We start from the raw sequence: 19,277 nt of genomic DNA, 5'->3' as shown, positions 1-19,277 counted from the left end.
GCCGGATCCGTAGCGTTCGAGGCGTCGCGGCGCCCCGGCCGCGGACCCGGAGGAGGAGCGTTCATGAGGTTCGTCTGGCAGTTGTCGGCGGTCGTGGTGGTCGCCATGATCGGCTATCAGGTGGTCGCCGCCGTGGAGAACCATCCCTGGCTCCAGCTCGTCCTGGGCCTCCTGGTCTCCGTGCTCGCCGTACTCGTCTACGGACGGGTGGTCAGCAGGACCGAGCACCGCCCGGCCACCGAAGTGGCCCGTAAGGGTGCCGGGGCCGCGATCGGCCGGGGGATGCTGATCGGCGTCGCGATGTTCGGCGCCGTGCTCACCAACATCTACGTCAACGCGCACTACGAGATCAACGGCCTGGGCTCGGTGTCCGGCACCGTGGGACTGGTCGGCTTCATGGCGGCCGCCGCCGTGACGGAGGAACTGATCTTCCGGGGGGTCCTGTTCAGGCTCATCGAGGAGCGCACCGGCACCTGGATCGCACTGACGCTGACCGGACTGCTGTTCGGCCTCTCGCACCTGCTGAACCCCCACGCCGACCTGTGGGACGCCCTCGCCATCGCGATCGAGGCCGGCGGCATGCTCGCCGCCGCCTACGCCGCGACCCGCACCCTGTGGGTGCCGATCGGCCTCCACTTCGCCTGGAACTTCGTCCAGGCCGGCATCTTCAGCGCCGAGGTCTCCGGCAACGACACCCCGCAGGGACTGCTGGACACCGTGATGTCGGGCCCGACGTGGGTCACCGGCGGCGACTTCGGACCGGAAGGCAGCGTGTACGCGGTGCTGTTCGGCGTACTGGTGACGATCGGGTTCATGTGGCTGGCCCGCAAGCGCGGCAACCTGGTGCCCCGCCGGCGCGCCGACCGGATCGCCGCCACCCCCACTACACTGCCCCAGTGACCGGACTTCCGCGGATCCAGGAACTGTGGCGCCGCTCAGGCGCCGCAGTCTGGTATGCCCCGCTCGCAGCGGTCCTGTTCGCCGCCTCGCTGGTCTACCACGACAACGGCACGGAGCTCGGCGGCCTGCCGACCCGCCCCCTCGACGCCCTGGCCGTCGCGGCGATCGCCCTCCAGTGCCTCCCGCTCGCCGGACGCCGGCGGTGGCCCGTCCTCTGCTTCGCCGTGGTGTCGATCGGCTTCGCCCTCGACCAGCTCCGCGGCTACCACACACTCGCCGGCATCGCGCTGCCCATCACGCTGTTGAGCGTGGCCTCCCACCTGGAACACCACAGGCGGGCAACCGCGATCACCGCCTCCGTGGCATACGTCCCGCTGGCGGTCGCGCTCCACCGGCTCGGCCCCGGCGAACCGCCCGGCGAGTTCGTGACGTTCTACCTGGCCGTGACACTCGCCTGGGGCGTCGGGTCATGGGTTCGTCACACCCGGGCCCTGGAGGCCGAGCGCCGCCGCCGCGTCGCCGAGGACACTCGCGCCGCCGAACGCGCCCGCATCGCCCGCGAACTCCACGACGTGGTGACCCACCACGTGACGGCGATGGTCGTACAGGCCGAGGCGGCCCGCTATCTGACCGCCGTCCCCGATCGCCTCGACCAGAGCCTGACCGCCGTCACCGACACCGGCCGCCGGGCCATCACGGATCTGCGGCACCTGCTCGACCTGCTCAACCCCGACCACAGCACCGAGCCCAGGACCCCACCCGCCGGCCGGCTCCTCACCCTCGTCGAACAGACACGGCGGGCCGGTCAGCCCGTGGAGTTCACCGAAGAGGGCACACCGGCCGAGTCGACCGGCAGCGCCGACCTCGTGGCCTACCGGGTGGTGCAGGAGTCCCTGACGAACGCCCTCAAGTACGCCCACGGCAGCCGCACTTCCGTCCGGGTGCGCCACGGCTCAGGAGAGATCACCGTGGAGGTCGGCACGGACGGCTCCGGCTCGAAGGCCCCCCAACTCTCCGGGAGCGGGCGCGGCCTGGCCGGTCTCCGTGAACGGGTCGACGTCCTCGGCGGCGACTTCAGCGCGGAGGAACAGAAGGACGGCGGCTTCGTCGTCCGCGCCCACATACCCGCCGGGAGCCCGTCGTGACCGCGCCCATCCGCGTCCTGATCTGCGACGACCAGGTACTGATCCGCACCGGACTGGCGACGATCATCGACGCCCAGCCCGATCTCGAGGTCGCGGCCGAGTGCGGGGACGGGCGAACCGCCGTCGACCTCGTCGGACGACTCCGCCCGGACGTCGTGGTGATGGACATCCGCATGCCGGTGCTCGACGGCATATCGGCCACCCGCCTCCTGGCCGGCGCCGGCGTACCGCACCCCGTCAAGGTGCTCGTGGTGACGACGTTCAACCTCGACGAATACGTCTACGAGGCGCTCCGCGCCGGCGCGAGCGGCTTCCTCCTCAAGGACGCGCCACCGGCCCAACTGCTGCACGGAATCCGGACCGTGGCGGCGGGCGCCGCACTGCTGGACCCCGAGGTGACACGCCAGCTCGTCGGCCGGTACGCCGTCCGGATCCGCCCCACCGGGGACAACGGGCCCGACGTCCCGCTGACTCCCCGCGAACTGGAGGTCCTGCGCCTCATCGCGGACGGCCTCTCCAACAACGAGATCGCCGCGGCCCTCGTGATCAGCCGGGAGACGGTCAAGACCTTCGTCTCCCGCATCCTCACGAAGCTCGGCCTCCGCGACCGCGTCCAGGCAGTCGTCTACGCCTACCGTCAGGGCCTGGTGTCCTGAAGCGGGCCACGGCCCCTGACGGGCCTCAGCGGCCGAGCCGCTGGGCGACCTCCGTCGCCCAGTACGTCAGGATCATCCGCGCACCCGCGCCGGATGCCCGTCAGGCTCTCCAGGATCGCCGCGTCCCGGTCGATCCAGCCCTTCTCCGCGGCGGCCTCGATCATCGCGTACTCACCGCTGATCTGGTACGCCGTGACCGGCACGGTCACCGTGTCGGCCACCTTGGGTGGCTTTATCGAGCAGTAGTGGCGGCGGGCTGCCTGGAAGTCGGCGGTGATGGCGTAGTCGGCTGTCCGCAGGGCCTGGTGCAGGGCGGCGGGAAGGTGGGGGCAGTGGCAGACCAGGGTCGGGGGGATACCGGTGACGGCGCGCAGTTGCAGGAGGCGCGTCGTGCGGCGGGCTCCGGGGTACGCGGCCGCCGCCGGGTTCTGGGATGCCTCGGCCAGCCATCGCCAGACCGTGCGCTCCGATGCCCCCAGGCACTCCCCCTGTCCCGCTCGGAAATACGATTCTGGGTTTGGCCTGCAGCTTCTCCGTGTGGGGCAAGGGCCTCCGCGGCGCCTGGGATGATCCTTCGATGCCACCGTCGATCGTCACCGCGCTGGTCCGGAATCTGATCAAGGTGCCCGCTGCCGTGCTGCGCAGTCAGGTGGCCAAAGATGCGGAGGTGCTGGCGCTGCGACACGAGAACGCGGTGCTGCGCCGCCAGATCGCCCGGGTCTGCTATGAGTCCGCCGACCGGATCTGGCTGGCCGTCCTTCCCCGGCTGGTCCCGCGGGAACGCTGGCGTCAGGTCTTCGCGGTCACGCCGACCACGCTGCTGGCCTGTCACCGACGCCTGGTCTCCCGGAAGTGAACATTCACCGAGCGCCGCCACCCGGGACGGCCCCCGACTGCGCCCACCGTCAAGCAGCTCATCCTGCGTCTGGCGCGCGAGAACAGCACCTGGGGCCACCGCCGCATACAGGGCGAGCTCGCCCGCCTCGGCTACTCCATCGCCCCGTCCACCGTATGGGAGGTCCTGCAGTCCTCGGGAGTTGACCCCGCCCCGCATCGCTCCGGCCCTACCTGGCGCCAGTTCCTCACCACCCAGGCCCACGGCATCATCGCCGCCGACTTCCTGCACCTCGACACCGTGGCGCTGGGGCGCCTGTACGCCCTGATCTTCATCAAGCACGGCACTCGCCGATTACACCTCGCCGGCGTCACCGTCCACCCCACCGCGCAGTGGACCATCCAGCAGGCGAGGAATCTCGCCATGACGTTGGGGTGCCGGATGGACTTGCTGCGCTTTCTGCTGCGGGACCGGGATGCGAAGTACACCGACGCCTTCGACGCCGTCTTCCAGGCCGACGACGTACAGATCCTGCTCGGCCCGCCGCAGGCACCGAGAGCGAACGCGATCGGCGAGAGAGCCGTGGGCACCCTCCGGCGCGAACTCCTCGACCGGATCCTGATCTACAACGAGGCCCACGCTCAAGCGGTCCTGGCCGAGTACATCCGGCACTACAACCAGCACCACCCCCACCAGTCCCGACGGCAACTGCCCCCGGACAGCACCAAACCGCCCGCTCCAGCCACCGTCACCGACCTCCAGGCCCAGCGAATCCGGCGACACCCCCTCCTTGGCGGCCTGATCAACCAGTACCGGAGAACCGCCTGACCGAACGGCCTCTCCGCAGCTCACAGCACCGAATCGTATTTTCGAGCGACACAGGCTGCGTCAGTGTGGCGTCCCGGTGACGCCCGTTGAGGTCGCGCAGTGGAGCAGCCGACTCGCCTACCGCGTGAAGCACATCCACGATCGCCGACGAGCGTGTGAACAGCGCACTGGCGTTCGCCTCGAGTCCTACTCCACCACCGTGCCAACACCCAAACCGTCCATAGTCTCCGTCGTCGGTCAGAGAACGTCCTCCTGCGATGTGAGTGCCCTGCCTGCCCGGCGGTCGTAGTAGGGAACTCGGCTCCGCTCGCCCCTGCCGCCAGACCGCCGCCTCTGTTCCCAGGAGACACCTTCCCGGCCCCGCCTCGACACCCTCGGCTGATCCCAGCGATGTCGTCGAGGCGGAGCTGACGGGTCACCAGCCGGGGTAGCGGTCCCACCAGTGCGGGTCCCAGCCCGAAACGTACTCGCTGCCACTGGGTGCGTCGGCGAGCTGGGCGACGAGGTCGCGGGCCAGGGTGTCGAGGACCCAGGCCAGTTCGTGGCGGCTGACGAGATCGATGGGCAGGGCCTCGGCGCCGTGTGCAGCCCCCAGCAGCGCACCGGCCACGCAGGCGACCGAATCGCCGTCCGGCGCCCCGGCGGCGAAGCGCAGTGCGTCGTGTACCTGAGCCGGCTCGAGGAAGGAGGCGGCGACATACACGCCGCCGAACAGGGCTGAGGGCGCGGTGGCGTCCGGTGCGAGCTTCGCGAGCCGTTTAGCGTCGGCTGGATGATTAATAGCCTCTTGAAGTGCCTCGGCGAGCCGGTCGAGCACCCGCGCGTCCAGGCTATACCCGGCTCTACGAAGGGCAAGAAGGCCCTTCTGCAGAGCTTGCTGCACCTGCGACGGACCGTCGGACGAAGCCGCATTCCCCGGAAGGCTGATCAGACAGTGGCTGACCAGCGCCACCGCTTGGGCGGTCGCGGACTGCGCGGCCGGATCGCCATGGGTGAGGGCAGCCATCTCGTGGGCCCACCGTGTTGCCGGCTCGAAGCCTTGGCCCATGCCCAGCAGAGCGGCCGGCAGGGTGCGGGTGAGCGCGTGGCAGCCGCGACTGGTCGTCGGCGTTTCCACGTTGCCGTGCTCGCTCTTGGCCAGCGCGGTCACGGTCGCCGGTGCCGAACCGCGCCGTTCGGCCAGAACGGGCACCTGGGCGAGCCAGCCGTCGGGCCACCGGTCCTCGCCCGTGCCCCAGCGGCGGGCCTTGAGACCTTGCAGGGCAGCCCACCGGCCGTACGCGTGCCACACGACCGTCGGAGGGTGGCACAAGCCCTTGTGGTCACCGCGTACGAGAGCGCGGATCACACCCTCGGCGGTGAAACAGGCCAGCTGGGTGCTCACCCCGGCCCGCAGCGGGCCGTCGGCCGGCAGTTTGTCCTGGGCGCGGCCCAGCGTGTCGCCGAGCGCCAGACCGAGCAGCAGACCGCGTACCCGGGATGCCGCCCGCTTGTCCTTCGGGAACTCCCGCAGCCTCCGGTTCACATCAGCCTCCGAGGCGAACAGCGAATCCTGCTCCGCGGCGGCATCCTCACGCGGGTTGGTTGTGTCGACCGTCGCCGCGCCGCCTGTGATGTCACGGGCCTGGTCCTTCCGCGGAACGGCTCCGGCCGTCTTCCTGTCGGTGGCCGGCGCGGTGGTCAGCTCGTGCACCGCGTCGTGCATCTGCGGGTGTGCGTCGAGGTGCCAGCCGTTGGTCAGTACCCGGCGCAGGTCGTTCAGCGCGGTCTTGGAGTCGGTGCCGGTGGCCAGGTGGCTGTAGATCGCGGCGACGGCGGGGGTGCGGCTCTGTCCGGCAAGGCAGTGGAGCAGGACCCGCTTGCCCTCCTGGCGCAGCCGCAGTACCTGTCGGGCGGCCTGGTCCAGGACGTAGTGGAGGTTGGCGTTCTCCCCCTGACTGTCCACCAGCCACACGCGGACGTGCTCGACATTGGTTCCGGGCAGGATCGGGTCCGTGCCGGTACGGCACAGCGAGACCACGGCGTCGACGGCAACCGGCTCGGTGCCCTGGGCCAGGGCCAGGTTGCCCAGCAACACTCCGGGGTCGTGCGGGTGGGGTATGGCGAAGCTGTGGTGGCCGCCGACGGACATGCGGGGTGCCGAGGGCCAGCCCTGGACGTCGTCGCTCCCGCCCCGGGCGGTGCGTACCGCCAGCCGGACCAGGTCGGCTCCGGTGGTGTGGCCGGGCCAGCCGTGCACGGCCTGCTGCCACTCCAGCGGGATGCCGGAGCAGCCCCAGCGCGCGCCGAGCAGGGCGCCCGCGATCGCCGCGACGGTGTCGGTGTCCGTCCCGGCCCGCACCGCCGCCTCCAGGGCGAGGCCGAAGTGCTGCGCGGGGAAACTGTGCCCGGCGGGGCTCAGTTCGGGGACGGCGGTGCGGATGATCGCCGACCAGGCGGCCTGGAGCGCGTGGACGACCCAGCCGTTGTTGGCGAAGTGGTGCGGCGGATTGGCCTCCGCCTCGTCCAGCCGCTTCGCCCACGCCTCGCGGCGCTCGGCGGGGAGCAGGTCCAGGCCGGCGCGCACGCCGTCGAAGGTTCCGTGCAGCACCGCGGTGCGGATGCCGGAGCACCACAGCACGCAGGCATCGGCACAGTCGGGGTCCGGGTGGGTGAGCGCGCTGACGGCGACGGCGGCCTCGGCCATCTCGGCGGTGTCACCGAGATGGCCGAGGGCGACGATCCCGGTGCGCATCAACGAGCCGTTCCCCGCGCCGCGATCGTTGCCGGCGGTGAAACTGCGGGCGGCGGCCAGCATCGCCGCGCCCGGCGCTCCGGAGGCACTGGAAGCGGTGCCCAGGACGGCGCGGGTCTGGGCGCCGACGTCACTGGCGCCGCCGCTCAGCCAGCCCTGGAAGTTGGCGGCTATCCCGTCAAGGGCCCCCGGTGAGCGCAGATCCGCTCCGTCGGCCGTGACCTCGGCGATGCAGACCTGCATCTGGGTGTCGTCGGAGTACTCGCCGGGCTCGTACGGACCCAGACCGCCACCGATCATGCGGGGCTGCTGGTCGTCGCGCAGCGTCGCCTCGAACTCGTAGGGCACGCCCAACGCGTCGCCCACGGCCGCGCCGAGCAGTACACCAGCGGCCCGGTCGGTGGCCAGCGTGTCCAGGCGGGGCTGCGGGGCATGGGCCATGGGAACTCCATAAGGTGCGGTGGCGCGCGGAGATGGGCGGTGGCGTGCGGACTCGATCCCCGGCGGAATAAACGGGGACGGCGCAGACACGGCAGAATGCCGAAAAGGACTACTCCTCGGCACATTGACGCTCCGCCAGTCTGGCAGAGCAACCCCCTTATCGTCAATGAGACGATACTGAAGTTTGTCGTGGTCGGCGCCTGGAACCACGCGATCTGTCCGATCCCGGCTGAGTGAGCGGAGTAGTGGCAGCAGCCGGTCGTTCAGCCGTGGCTACAGTGAGAGGCGGCTCTAGCTTGATCTTTAACCTCGGAGGTCGAACGACTCCTCGTACTTGATCACTCGGGCTGGTAACTGCCGTATGTGAAGGCGGCCTTCGGCTGAGCATGTGATCCGACCAAGGAACACACAAGCTCAGCGCGAAGGCCGTGGGGATGAGTCTGCTGCATCACGTCGTCCGGCAGGATCCGTTTGCGGAACTGTCATGCTTCCGGGGTGAGTTCTACTCCTGTCTGACCAGGCGAGCGGATGCGTTGTTCGAGCTGGCCGATGCCGTGCTGTGTGCGGATGGCCCGGTCCGGTCGCTGGTGGAACTGTCGCTGGTGGGCGAACACCGGCGCGGGCACGGCGGGCTCTACGACGCCCTGTCCGCAGGCCGGGTCGACGTCGCCCGGCTGCGACGGGCCCTGGCGACGGTGCCGCTGCCGCGGGCGGCGGACGGCCGGCTGGTGCTGGCCGCCGACCTCACCTGCTGGCTGCGGCCCAGCGCGCACACCTCACCGCAGCGGATCCTGTGCCACACCTACGGCCGGGGCAAGGACCAGCACATTCCCGTGCCCGGCTGGCCCTACTCGGTGATCTGCGCGCTGGAGACGGGACGCAGTTCGTGGACCGCGCCGCTGGACGCATTGCGTCTGGCCCCGGGCGACGACGCCGCCACCGTCACGGCCGGACAGATGCGTGAACTGGTCGAGCGGCTGGTCTCGGCCGGGCAGTGGACGGACGGCGACCCGGAGATCCTGATCGTGGTGGACGCCGGATACGACGTGCCCCGCCTGGCCTTCCTGCTCAAAGATCTGCCGGTGCAGGTACTGGGCCGGATGCGCTCGGACCGTGTCCTGCGCCGTGCGGTCCCGCCTCGCGAGCCCGGCGTGCGGGGCCGGCCGCCCCGCCATGGAGGGGAGTTCGTCTTCGGTGACCCGGCCACCTGGGGCACACCCGAAGCGCAGACGGTGACCGCAACCCGTCTCTACGGCACCGCCACCGCCCGGGCATGGGACCGGCTCCACCCGAGACTGACCCACCGCTCTGCCTGGACTTCCCAGCTCGGTGCCCTGCCGGTCATCGAGGGCACCGTGATCCGTCTGCAGGTCGAGCATCTGCCCAGCGGCGCGACACCCAAGCCGGTCTGGCTGTGGTGGTCGGGCACCGACGCCACCACCGCCGACGTCGACCGTCTGTGGCAGGCGTTTTTGCGGCGCTTCGACATCGAGCACACCTTCCGCCTGTTCAAGCAGACCCTGGGCTGGACCTGTCCGAAGATCCGCACCCCCGAAGCCGCCGACCGCTGGACCTGGCTGATCGTCGTCGCCTTCACCCAGCTCCGGCTCGCCCGCCCGCTGGCGGCAGACCTCCGGCGGCCGTGGGAAAAGCCGACCCCGCCCGACAGGCTCACCCCGGCCCGCGTCCGTCGCGACTTTCGGCACCTCCGGCCAAGGCCGCCTGCCCGGCCGGAGCACCGAAATCCTCTCGGCCCGGCCCGGGACGGCCACCCGGCCGCAGGAACAACCAGCCCACCGCACGCTACGACGTGCACACCGTCCGCAAACCCGGCCCCACAAAACGACGCACGAAGAAGTCCACGACTCCACGCCCCCGCCGCACAGGTTAAAGATCAAGCTAGTGCTCTGACCGGGAAGGTTCGCCGGGGCGGCGGTTCCAGCGGTTGGATGTCCGGAGACGTCCGATCCGACCGTTGGGGGTGTGGTGGCTGAGCCTGTCCGTGTGCGCAGGTTGACCGACCAGGAGGGGCAGAAGCTGCAGCAGATCGTGCGCCGGGGCAGCACCAGCTCCGTGCGATACCGGCGCGCGATGATGCTGCTGGCCTCGGCCGGCGGGAACCGGGTCCCGGTGATCGCGAAGCTGGTTCAGGCCGACGAGGACACCGTCCGCGACGTGATCCACCGGTTCAACGCGATCGGTCTGGCCTGCCTGGACCCTCGCTGGGCGGGAGGCCGTCCCCGCCTGCTCAGTCCTGACGACGAGGATTTCGTCGTGCAGACGGCCACCACCCGCCCGACCAAGCTCGGCCAGTCCTTCACCCGCTGGTCCATCCGCAAACTCGCCGCCTACCTGCGGAAAGTGCACGGCAGTGTGATCCGGATCGGCCGCGAGGCATTACGGTGCCTGCTCGCCCGCCGCGGCATCACCTTCCAACGCACCAAGACCTGGAAGGAGTCGCCCGACCCCGAGCGCGACGCCAAGCTGGACCGCATCGAGGAGGTGCTGGAACGCTTCCCGGACCGCGTGTTCGCGTTCGACGAGTTCGGACCGCTCGGCATCCGCCCCACCGCCGGGGCCGGCTGGGCTCCCACCGGTCACCCCGAGCGCCATCCCGCGACCTACCACCGCACCCACGGGGTGCGGTACTTCCACGGCTGCTATTCCGTCGGCGACGACCGGCTGTGGGGCGTCAACCACCGCAAGAAGGGTGCGGTGAACACCCTGGCCGCACTGAGGTCGATCCGGGCCGCGCGCCCGGACAGCGCCCCGATCTACGTCATCCTGGACAACCTGTCCGCCCACAAGGGCGACAAGATCCGTCGCTGGGCGAAGAAGAACCGCGTCGAGCTGTGCTTCACCCCGACCTACGCCTCCTGGGCCAACCCGATCGAAGCCCATTTCGGGCCACTGCGGCAGTTCACGATCGCCAACTCCAACCACCGCAACCACAGCGTGCAGACCCGGGCCCTGCACGCCTACCTGCGCTGGCGCAACACCAACGCCCGCCACCCCGACGTCCTCGCGGCGCAGCGTCGCGAACGCGCCCGCATCCGCAGCGAGAAGGGCATCCGCTGGGGCGGACGCCCGCTCCCCGCTGCAGCCTGACCAAGCGACCGAGCCGAGAGCGTCAGACCCTCACACCACGCGCGATTCGGTACAGCACGTTCGGACGCAGTGGCCCTTCGGGCGCGGTGGGGTCGTCGAAATCGTCAGCCGGGTCGCGGGTCATGCCGATCCGGCGCATCACTGAGCTTCTTCGAGTTGGCCACCGATCGGGTGATGGGCCGTGAAGCGCAACGAGCGAGGCCCTCGGGCTGTTGATCGAGATGTCTGACGTCTCAATCACGTTGCTCGGGGGCCTCGTTGGTCATCCATCCTGCCGCACTCGACCTGCCGCATGCACTCGTGGAGTGGGTCACCATGCTGATCATCACCCGTGAGGGCGACCGGCGCTGCAAGCTCCGTCCGTCCCAGCGCGCGATGGTGGCACTGGTGTACCTGCGCGAGCACACCACTCTCGCGAAGATCGCCGCCGGGTTCGGGATCAGCGAGTCCACCGCCCACGCCTACACCAGCGCGGTCGTCGACCTGCTCGCCGAACGTGCACCGGGCCTGCTGAAGACGCTGCGCGAGCACGAACCCGAGTTCGTCCTGCTCGACGGCACCCTCGCCGAGTGCGACCGGGTCGGCGACGGCCGGGCCGACTACTCCCACAAACACCGGCGCCACGGCGTGAACGTGCAGGTCGTCACCGACCCCGGCGGCCGGCTGCTGTGGCTCTCGCCCGCCCTGCCGGGCCGCACCCATGACCTGACCTCCCCCAGCCTTCGGCCGGGGGTACCCCCAGCCCGCACCCACCGGATCATCCGGATCTGCGAACGCCAAGGCGTTCCCATCCTGGCCGATCTCGCCTACCAGGGCGCCGGCCCATGGCTGACCACCGGCATCAAACGCAGGCCCCTGCAGGAACTCACCCCCACCGAAAAGTCCCACAATCAGGCACTGAGGTTTTCTCAACGATGGTCACTTCCAGATTCCGTTGAGGACGAGGGCGGCGCGGGCGATGTCGCCGATCCGGCTGGGGCTGAGGGTGACGTGCTGCAGCGTGCGCCAGCGCTGCTTGAGCTCGGCAGCGGTGCGCTCGCCCAGGGCCCGAACGCTCCGCACGAGGGTGTTGAAGGCACGGGTGTCCGCGCAAAGTGCCTGCTCGGACTGGTTGTTGGGGCGGCGGACGGGAATGAGGATGCCGATGCCGGCGCCGATGTAGCCCTTGTCGGCCAGGGTCGGCAGCCCGTCGGCCGCCGCCTTGTAGAGGGCGGGCAGGGCGTGGATGCGGGCGGCGGTGACGTCGGGGGTGGAGCCGGGTTCGACGTCGGAGACCCACAGCGGGGTGCCGTCCGGAGCGGCCAGGAACTGCACGTTGCCGCCGAACGCCTTGTGTTTCTGGCTGAACCACCAGTCGTTGCCGTTGTCGCGGACGCCGGCGAGGCGGTCCGATTCGATCAGTGTGCCGTCGAGGATCACGTGGGTCATCCCCGCGCGTCGGCAGTGGTCCAGGACCGCGTGCAGGTCCGGGGCCTGGGCGGCGAGGACGTCGATGCCCTCGTGCAGGTAGCGGTAGCCGGTGGCCTGAGAGACGCCCGCGTCGCGGGCCAGGCAGTGCACGCAGCCGCGTTCGCGGAACCAACGCAGCACCAGCACGGCCTGGCGGAACGGGCCGAGCGCCCGGCTGCCTCGCGGAGTGCCGATTCGGCGGCGGTGGGCGGCGAGCAGACGCGAGAGGTGGTCCACGACGTGGCGCGGGACATCGAGCGTGGCAACATAGGTGACCAACGTGAAGCCTCTGGTGGTTACGGACATGATCTTGTGGTGAGACCTGTCCTACCAGGGGCTTTACGTCTGTCCACGGCCGGGCCCAGTCCGTCCGGCCTGCTCACGCATGGAGCGGTTCATGCCGCTTCGCGTAGATCATTTCGCTGAGAAAACGTCACTGGCCGCAGCGCGAGCGCCCGTCGAACGCGGCGTCGCGAGGCTGAAGTCCTGGCGGATCTTCCGCAGGTCCCGATGCAGCCCCAACCGCATGACGTCAATCGCCAAGGCCATCCTCACGCTGGAGCGGCAACGCTGAAGAAGCTCACTGCTTGGGAACGGAGGTTGGTAGCAGTCGTCACTGCAAGGATCTCGGCGAGTTCAAGCGTTTCGAAGCCGAAGGCCAGGCCAGCCAGGGCGGCCTCGGTGGCGTAACCCTGGCCCCAGGCCGAGCGAGCGAGCCTCCAACCGATCTCTACCCCCGTGAACGGCATGTCATCATCCACCGGGTCCAAGCCCGCGAAGCCGATGAACTCGCCCGTGGCCTGCAATTGAACTGCCCACCATCCGTAGCCTCGCTGGTCGAACTCGGCCTGGAACTGCGCCACGGAGGCATCGCTCTGTTCACGGGTGAGCAGGTCGCCCAAGTGCTCCCGAACCTCGGGATCAGCATTCATCGCCGCCCACGGTTCAAGGTCGGAGTCTTGCCATCGACGGAGCACGAGGCGATCGGTACGCAGTTCAGCCATGCTGCCCAGCCAACGTGAGCGCTGCTCCCAAGGCAATCCATTTTCTTCGGGACTGCTACCGCCGCTCAAAAGGAGAATGCACGGCTGGCTCCAAGACTGACGAAGCGACCACCGCCCCGGCGAACCTTCCCGGTCAGAGCACTAGCTGTGTACACGCCTCGCCTGCTTGCGGCAGTCCGGGCACCGGCCCGGACGAGCCGTCGACACCGCTTCCACCACCAGGACGTCGGAGGAGTCCCTCACCCCCTCCACCCGCACATCGATTTCGGGAAACAGCACATCCTCAACCGCCTTGCTCGCCATGGCAGAGAACACCCTGCCGAAACGATCCCTCGTTCCCGCGGCTGACCTGGGGATTCACGGAACTGCGGTCAGAGCCAATTTCAGAGAGCCCCAACACTGCCAACCGAACCGCCTGGCCTGCGCGCGCCAACGGCGAGTTCGGCCCGGGGATCACCCGCGCCGTTCCCCTCGGCCCCGAGCGAGGCCTCCCTGAACCGCGGGCCGAATGCGCCGCTCGGTGCGGCAGAGCAACAGCAGGCCCGCAATCAAGATCGATGAGCGGACGCCTCATGGGAACCGGCTGACGCGGGCAAGACCGGCCACGAAGGGGGCTCGGGGTGTTCGCGCCACCCCGAGCACCCCGTCAGCGGGTCGCAGGGGCCGGGGTCAGCGTCGGTTCCTGGAAGCCCAGCCAGCACCGATCCCCGCCACATGCAGCGCCAGGGCGGTCAGCCCCAGCAGCATCACATTCGTCGAGGAGAACACATTGTTGGTGCCGATGTCCGCCGCATTGATCAAAAACGCGAAGAAGAACAGCACCGCGGCCACTATGCCGAGCATGAGCGGGCTTCTCTCGAACGGGTGAAGCCCGTATGCCCGGACAGCACCCCCACAAGCCGGGGCGCAGACACTGATCCCTTTCCAACCTGCCTCTGAAGTTCGACAGTTGGGCTGACAACGTGCTGAAGCCCCTGGTAGATGGGTTTTCGACCAAGAGAACCGTCTCCACCAGAGGCTTCACGTGCCTGTCCACCTTCCCCAAACTCTCGAATTCTCCCCGGCTACCGCTGGGAGGTGCCCCAGAGCAAGGAGGCCGGCATCGAGCCGGCGCCCGGGCGGGCCTCGAGCACCTGGGGGGACTTCCTGCGCTCCCAGGCCGACGCGCTCCTGGCGTGCGACTTCTTCGAAACGGTCACCCCGTCCGGGGCCCGCTTGTACGTGTTCGCCGCGATCGAGTACGCGAACCGCCGGATCCGGATCCTGGGCGCGACCGCGCATCCGACCGCGTCCTGGGTGGTCCAGGCGGCGAGGAATCTTGTCATGGACCTCGAGGACGCCGGCTGTTGGGCGCGCTGTCTGATCAGGGATCGGGACGGGAAGTTCCCGCGGCTGTTCGACGCCGTCCTCAAGGACGCGGGTATCGAGGTGGTGCTCAGCGGCGTCCGGATACCGAGAGTGAACTCGATCATGGAGCGGTGGGTGCGGACCTGCCGACGAGAACTGCTGGACCGCACATTGATCTGGAACCAACGCCATCTCCTGCACGCACTGCGCGAGTTCGAGACGTTCTACAACGAGCACAGGCCGCACCAGGGCCTCGCGAACGCCCGCCCCCTCCACCCGCTGACCGCTCCGATCGAGGACCCGGACCGGATCGCCCGTTTGGACATACGACGGCGAGCGCGGCTCGGCGGCACCCTCCACGCGTACCAGCATGCGGCCTGACCAGCACGGACGAGGTATTCGGCAAGCACAGGGTGTCCTTCACTGCCGGATCAGTGACTCTGGTGGCGCCGGCCTTCCTGCCCGGTGTTCCCGTAGCGCCGGATACGGAGCCCGTGCACCCCGCGAGCACGAGCCCACCGGTGATCGACGGACACGGTGACAGAGTGAACACCGATGGCCACTGCTGCCCGGAACCCGATAGACGTCCCGTCACGGGCGGTCGAGGGACTGCTGCTGTTCTTCCTGGCGTCGGCCGTCGCCGGAGCCGCGTACGCCTTCGACTTCGCCGGCGGGCTCACGGTGCTCAGCCGATCCGCCCCCGCCCCGCACCGGGCGGGCATGGTGTCCGGCGGCTACCTCGCCGGATACGTCGCCCAGGGCATCGGGGTACCGGCCCCCGGCGCCGTCGTGACCGCGCACGGACTGATGGCCGGTCCGGTGACCGGCGCGGCCGTGCTCGGCGGCTTCTTCGTCCTTGTCGCGGTCGTCGGCCTCGTGGTACTGACGCCCCTGCACCGAGCCGACCGCGAGGCCGCCCGCCCTGCCTCCACACCGGTCCGGGAGCCTGCCCGGACGGACTCCGCCTGAACACGGGAGCAACGGTGCGCCGCTTCGCCCCGCGGTGGAGGCGGGGCGAAGCGGCGCACCTGGCCGGGGCGGTCGCTACGGATTCACACAACCGATCGTGCCCACCGGGAAGTTGTTGCCCGACGACGTGGCCGTAAAGCCGAACGTCACACTTCCGTCGGGATTGATCACCCGATTGTGAGCGACGTTCCGTACCGTCACCGTGCCGTCGGATCCGGTGGTGAGGGAGCCGTTCCAGGCACTGCCGATCGTGGTCCCGGGACCGGGCTTCCACTGCACGGCCCAGCCGTTGAGCGGCGAGGTCCCGTGGTTCATCACCTCGACGGAGCCCTGGAAACCGCCGTTCCAGGAGTTCACCACGTTGTAGACGGCCATGCACTCACCCGTGTGGGGCGGGTCGGTCGGGTCCGGGTCCGGGGGCGGCGTGCTGCCCGAGCCCCGGATGCCGGTCACCTCGCCGTTGCCCCCGTCGAAGACGACGTCGGAGCAGGAGAAGAAGTTCTCCTGGCTGTCCGAACGCACCCACTGCATGAAGATCAGCGCGTCACCGGAGCGGCCGGAGGGCAGCTTCAGGTTCCAGTAGTAATGGCCCCCGTTGGCACCCGGGGAGCCCTGCTGGGGCGGGTCGGTGACGGTCTGGATCAGCTCCAGGTCGTTCCATCCCAGCTGGGACGTGGGCGACCAGCCGGGCTTGGTGATGTAGACCCGGAAGTCACCCGGGTGCGCAGCCCAGTTGCTGTACTGCGCCTTGATCGTCGCTCCGGACGTCAGATGCGTGCGGGGCCAGTCGGAGCGGGCCGCGTTGTAGGCGGAGAAGTCGTACGGCGACCGGTCGCCGGCACTGCACAGCGTACCGTCCGGCACATACCCCGGGCCGCGCCCGGCGGCCCGGGAATCCAGGACGGCGAACCAGTTGTACAGGGCCGACGCGCCGCTCTGGTTCAGCGCGGCCCGGCAGGCGGGGTTGGTCGGGTCGAGTGAGCCGGTGCCGGTGATGGCGTCCAGCTGACAGAGGTAGGTGCGCGAACCGGGCATCATCGCCACGCCGTGCGCCTGCGCGTCCTTCTGCCAGAGGAAACTGAGACCGAGCCCTCCGAGGAGGGTCGCCAGTACCGCTGCCAGAGAGACCAGTCTGCTTCTCAGAGCCATGGAGTCTCCTGTCCCGATGCTGAGTTCTTCATGGGCGGTGCGAGGGGTGGAACCCCCGCCCGGCCGGGGAGGGTGCCAACCGGACGGGCGGGGCTTGGAGGGACCGTCCCGCGGCGGAACGGGACCGGCCGGGCGGCCGGTGCGTCGGCACCGGCCCTCGGCGCTGCCGTTCGCGGTGCGGTCCGGCCGGGGCCCGCCCCGTCGCGCAGGGAGGGAAGAGCGGGCCCCCGGAGCGAGGGGGCACGGCGGGGTGCGGCCCGCGTGCCCTCACGCGGTCCGGCAGGCGGTGCCGTTCAGCCGGAAGGCGTCGGGCTGTGCGAAGGCGCCGCTGTAGCTGCCCTGGAAGCCGAAGCTCTGGCTCTCCCCGGCGGCGATCCGCGTGTTGCCGGCCGGTGCGGTCGCCGCGACCGCACCCGAGGAGGGGGTGACGGACGCGTTCCAGGCGTGGACGATGCGCTGCCCGGAGGGCAGGGTGAAGGCGAGCTGCCAGCCCTCGACGGCGGCCGGACCGTTGTTGGTGACGGTGACGTTCGCGGTGAAGCCGCCCGGCCAGACGTTCGTGGAGTACGACACGGTGCAGGCGGCCGGGGCGCCGGGGTCCCCCGGATTCGAGCCGCCGCCCGTGTCGACGGTGGACGAGAACGAGTGCACGGCGAGCCCCGCGCCGTTCTGCCAGGGCTCGAAACCGGCCTGAATGCTCGTCAGGTACCAGTCGTTGCCCGCCAGTCCGCGCGCCACGGTCTCCCGGACGAAATCCATCACGTCGAAGCTCCAGCTGCTGATCGCCGACGGCGCGACGAACGACAGCACGTCGTTGGTGCCGTTTCCGCCGGACCACACCTGCCAGGTGCGCCCGGCCACGGTGGCCGTGCCGACCTGCGAGCCGATCGGCTGGATCTGCCCCACCTTGTTGAACCAGATCATGATCTCGGTCCGGTTCACCCCGTCGGTCCGGGGCCCCGGGTCCAGCCAGATGTCGTACGAGGCGTTGTACACGGCGTTGTCGACGTAGCCGTACGAGATGCTGGTGGGGGCGTTCGCGATGCCCCTGATGCGCGCGGGGAGGGCGGTGCCCGGCGAGCAGTTGGTGTAGTGGCAGCCGTTGAAGACCGACGGGTAGGACTTCGGCGCGCCGTTGGTCGGCACCGAGCCGTCGGCCTGGGCAACCCGGAAGCCGGTGTCCGTGGCGGTGACGCACTGGGTGGCGCTGGTGCCCCAGCGGTTGTTCTGGACGACGTAGCGCCCCTGGATGACGGTTGATCCGTACTGTTCGCAGACCGTGGTGTCGGCCTGGGCCGGTGTGGTCGCGGTCAGCAGCGCCGCGAGCGCGGCGAGAGTGGTGAGGAGCGCGGCCGACACGGTGCGCAGCGTGCGGGGGTGGTGCCGTAACCGTGGCATGTGGGGGACCTCTCCGGGAGGGTGTGCGGGGTTACCGGCGGGAGCGCTCCCGCCTCCCCATTGGTGGGAGCGCTCCCAATAGCGTTCCGGGAGGGGACTGTAGAAGGCGTCCATGTCCCTGACAACCCTGTGCGCGGCAACCCGTCGAATGCGTTTCGAAGGCGCTGGTCAGAGAGGTGATCCACTCGAACTCCGAACGCCGGGAGCGCTCCCGAAACATTCGACGTGCACCGAGGGCGCGCCCGGCGGACCGGGGCGGCGGGTCGTCAGGCGGAGCCGCGCAACACCAGCTTCGTACGGAGGATGACGTGCCGCCAGGCCACCGCCGGCTCCTCCATCTCCTCCAGGAGCAGCCGCACCATCGTGCGCCCGATCTCCTCCAGCGGCTGACGCACCGTCGTCAGCTTCGGATCGGTGAGCTGCGCGAGCGGAAAGTCGTCGAAACCGATCACCGCGACATCGTCCGGCACCCGCCGCCCCGCCGCGCGCAGGGCACCCAGCGCGCCCGCGGCCATGGTGTCCGACGCGGCGAACACCCCGTCGATCTCCGGGGCATGATCGATGAGTTCGGCCATCGCCCGGTGCCCGCTGTCCGCGGAGAAGTCGCCCTCGACGGTCCAGGACGCCCTGCCCTCGGCACCCGCCCGCTCCAGCGCCTCCCGGTAGCCGCGCAGCCGGCACTGGGCCACGTACATGTCGGACGGTCCGGTGATGGTCGCGACCGCGCGGCGGCCGGTATCCAGCAGATGCGCCACGGCGCTGCGGGCCCCGCCGACGTTGTCGGCGTCGACGTAGGTCACACTCTCGTCCCCGGAGCGCCGCCCCAGCAGGACGGTGGGCAGGCCCACTTCGGCCAGCATGTCGGGCAGCGCGTCCTCGGCGTGCACGGACATCAGCATGACGCCGTCGACCCGGCCGCCGCGCGCGTACTCCACGAGACGCTGCCGCTCGGCGTCCGTGCGCACCAGGGTGAGCAGCAACTGCACCTCGGTCTCGGTCAGCGCGTCACCGACGGACCGCACGATCTCCGAGAAGAAGGGTTCACCGAACTGCCGCCAGTCCGGCTCCGTCATGACCAGCGCGACCGCGTCGGCACGCCGGCCCGCCAGCGTACGGGCCGCCAGGTTGGGGACGTACCCCAGTTCCGCGATGGCGCGCTGCACAGCACGGCGCGTCGTGTCCTTCACGCCCGCCGCGTTGTTGATGACGCGGGAGACGGTGCTCCGCCCCACACCGGCGAGCGCGGCCACCTCCTCGAGCGTCGGTGGGCCCGGACGCCGCCTGAGCATGACCACCCCCACGAGATCACTTGAT

Annotated in this window: 13 protein-coding genes and 6 pseudogenes; 10 read left to right on the top strand and 9 right to left on the bottom strand. The window is 70.0% G+C overall.

Features of this window, described 5'->3' with window-relative positions:
- Positions 1-63: 63 nt before the first annotated feature.
- From OHB56_RS01845 to OHB56_RS01835, 3 genes are read left to right on the top strand one after another with little or no spacing between them, the layout of a single operon-like run.
- Positions 64-900 (top strand): CPBP family intramembrane glutamic endopeptidase, encoded by an 837-nt coding sequence (locus OHB56_RS01845; protein ID WP_326756776.1) that lies wholly within the window; start codon positions 64-66, stop codon positions 898-900.
- Positions 897-2,045: a sensor histidine kinase gene (locus OHB56_RS01840; protein ID WP_406351233.1), complete on the top strand. Its 1,149-nt coding sequence runs from the start codon at positions 897-899 to the stop codon at positions 2,043-2,045. The genes OHB56_RS01845 and OHB56_RS01840 overlap by 4 nt, the downstream gene beginning before the upstream one ends.
- A complete protein-coding gene (locus tag OHB56_RS01835) occupies positions 2,042-2,701 on the top strand; it encodes a response regulator transcription factor (protein WP_326756774.1) in 660 nt (219 codons plus the stop codon). Before OHB56_RS01840 ends, OHB56_RS01835 begins: the two co-directional genes overlap by 4 nt.
- Before the next feature lie 25 nt (positions 2,702-2,726).
- Here OHB56_RS01835 and OHB56_RS01830 read toward each other — a convergent pair.
- A pseudogene (locus OHB56_RS01830) lies at positions 2,727-2,925 on the bottom strand (porphobilinogen synthase); the annotation flags it as partial.
- Positions 2,926-3,278: 353 nt separating this feature from the next.
- Here OHB56_RS01830 and OHB56_RS01825 point away from each other — a divergent pair.
- A pseudogene (locus tag OHB56_RS01825) lies at positions 3,279-4,364 on the top strand (integrase core domain-containing protein).
- A gap of 415 nt (positions 4,365-4,779) precedes the next feature.
- Here the strand turns inward: OHB56_RS01825 and OHB56_RS01820 are convergent.
- Entirely contained in the window at positions 4,780-7,539 is a 2,760-nt protein-coding gene (locus OHB56_RS01820; protein WP_406351231.1) for an ADP-ribosylglycohydrolase family protein, read from the bottom strand.
- A gap of 434 nt (positions 7,540-7,973) precedes the next feature.
- On the opposite strand from OHB56_RS01820, the pseudogene OHB56_RS01815 reads away from it, so the two are divergent.
- Together OHB56_RS01815 and OHB56_RS01810 are read left to right on the top strand one after the other, a co-directional pair.
- Positions 7,974-9,430 (top strand): annotated as a pseudogene (locus tag OHB56_RS01815) (NF041680 family putative transposase).
- A gap of 95 nt (positions 9,431-9,525) precedes the next feature.
- Positions 9,526-10,647 carry an IS630 family transposase gene (locus OHB56_RS01810; RefSeq protein WP_406358876.1) on the top strand — a complete coding sequence of 374 codons (1,122 nt, stop codon included), beginning with the start codon at positions 9,526-9,528 and terminating at the stop codon, positions 10,645-10,647.
- A 22-nt stretch (positions 10,648-10,669) separates the two neighbouring features.
- Here OHB56_RS01810 and OHB56_RS01805 read toward each other — a convergent pair.
- A pseudogene (locus OHB56_RS01805) lies at positions 10,670-10,801 on the bottom strand (GNAT family N-acetyltransferase); the annotation flags it as partial.
- A 104-nt stretch (positions 10,802-10,905) separates the two neighbouring features.
- Between OHB56_RS01805 and OHB56_RS01800 the strand changes: the two are divergent.
- A pseudogene (locus tag OHB56_RS01800) lies at positions 10,906-11,547 on the top strand (transposase family protein); the annotation flags it as partial.
- 18 nt (positions 11,548-11,565) lie between these two features.
- On the opposite strand, the gene OHB56_RS01795 reads toward OHB56_RS01800, so the two are convergent.
- Positions 11,566-12,375 carry a transposase family protein gene (locus tag OHB56_RS01795; protein ID WP_326757295.1) on the bottom strand — a complete coding sequence of 270 codons (810 nt, stop codon included), beginning with the start codon at positions 12,373-12,375 and terminating at the stop codon, positions 11,566-11,568.
- 154 nt (positions 12,376-12,529) lie between these two features.
- On the opposite strand from OHB56_RS01795, the pseudogene OHB56_RS01790 reads away from it, so the two are divergent.
- Positions 12,530-12,670 (top strand): annotated as a pseudogene (locus tag OHB56_RS01790) (IS5/IS1182 family transposase); the annotation flags it as partial.
- Here the strand turns inward: OHB56_RS01790 and OHB56_RS01785 are convergent.
- Positions 12,648-13,100 (bottom strand): GNAT family N-acetyltransferase, encoded by a 453-nt coding sequence (locus tag OHB56_RS01785; protein ID WP_406351229.1) that lies wholly within the window; start codon positions 13,098-13,100, stop codon positions 12,648-12,650. The pseudogene OHB56_RS01790 and the gene OHB56_RS01785 sit on opposite strands and share 23 nt — an antisense overlap.
- 669 nt (positions 13,101-13,769) lie before the next feature.
- On the bottom strand, positions 13,770-13,943 hold the full coding sequence (locus tag OHB56_RS01780; protein ID WP_406351228.1) for a hypothetical protein: 174 nt from the start codon (positions 13,941-13,943) through the stop codon (positions 13,770-13,772).
- 234 nt (positions 13,944-14,177) lie between these two features.
- Between OHB56_RS01780 and OHB56_RS01775 the strand changes: the two genes are divergently transcribed.
- Entirely contained in the window at positions 14,178-14,828 is a 651-nt protein-coding gene (locus tag OHB56_RS01775; protein ID WP_406351226.1) for an integrase core domain-containing protein, read from the top strand.
- A 174-nt stretch (positions 14,829-15,002) separates the two neighbouring features.
- Positions 15,003-15,416: a hypothetical protein gene (locus tag OHB56_RS01770; protein WP_406351224.1), complete on the top strand. Its 414-nt coding sequence runs from the start codon at positions 15,003-15,005 to the stop codon at positions 15,414-15,416.
- 75 nt (positions 15,417-15,491) lie between these two features.
- Here the strand turns inward: OHB56_RS01770 and OHB56_RS01765 are convergent, their stop codons facing one another.
- The 3 genes from OHB56_RS01765 to OHB56_RS01755 form a co-directional block, all read right to left on the bottom strand.
- Positions 15,492-16,565, bottom strand: coding sequence for a lytic polysaccharide monooxygenase (locus OHB56_RS01765; protein WP_406351222.1), 1,074 nt, complete (start codon positions 16,563-16,565; stop codon positions 15,492-15,494).
- Between the two features lie 267 nt (positions 16,566-16,832).
- Complete coding sequence (locus OHB56_RS01760) at positions 16,833-17,963, bottom strand: GH12 family glycosyl hydrolase domain-containing protein (RefSeq protein ID WP_406351221.1); 1,131 nt, start codon at positions 17,961-17,963, stop codon at positions 16,833-16,835.
- Positions 17,964-18,229: 266 nt separating this feature from the next.
- The gene (locus tag OHB56_RS01755; protein ID WP_406358874.1) at positions 18,230-19,252 is read right to left on the bottom strand and encodes a LacI family DNA-binding transcriptional regulator; all 1,023 of its coding nucleotides are present in this window, start codon (positions 19,250-19,252) and stop codon (positions 18,230-18,232) included.
- Positions 19,253-19,277: the final 25 nt, after the last annotated feature.

The sequence above is a fragment of the Streptomyces sp. NBC_01635 genome, from assembly GCF_045209715.1.
Taxonomy (GTDB): Bacteria; Actinomycetota; Actinomycetes; order Streptomycetales; family Streptomycetaceae; genus Streptomyces; species Streptomyces hirsutus.
Note: the sequence above shows the minus strand (reverse complement) of the source record. Positions and strands in the feature narration are given on the sequence as shown.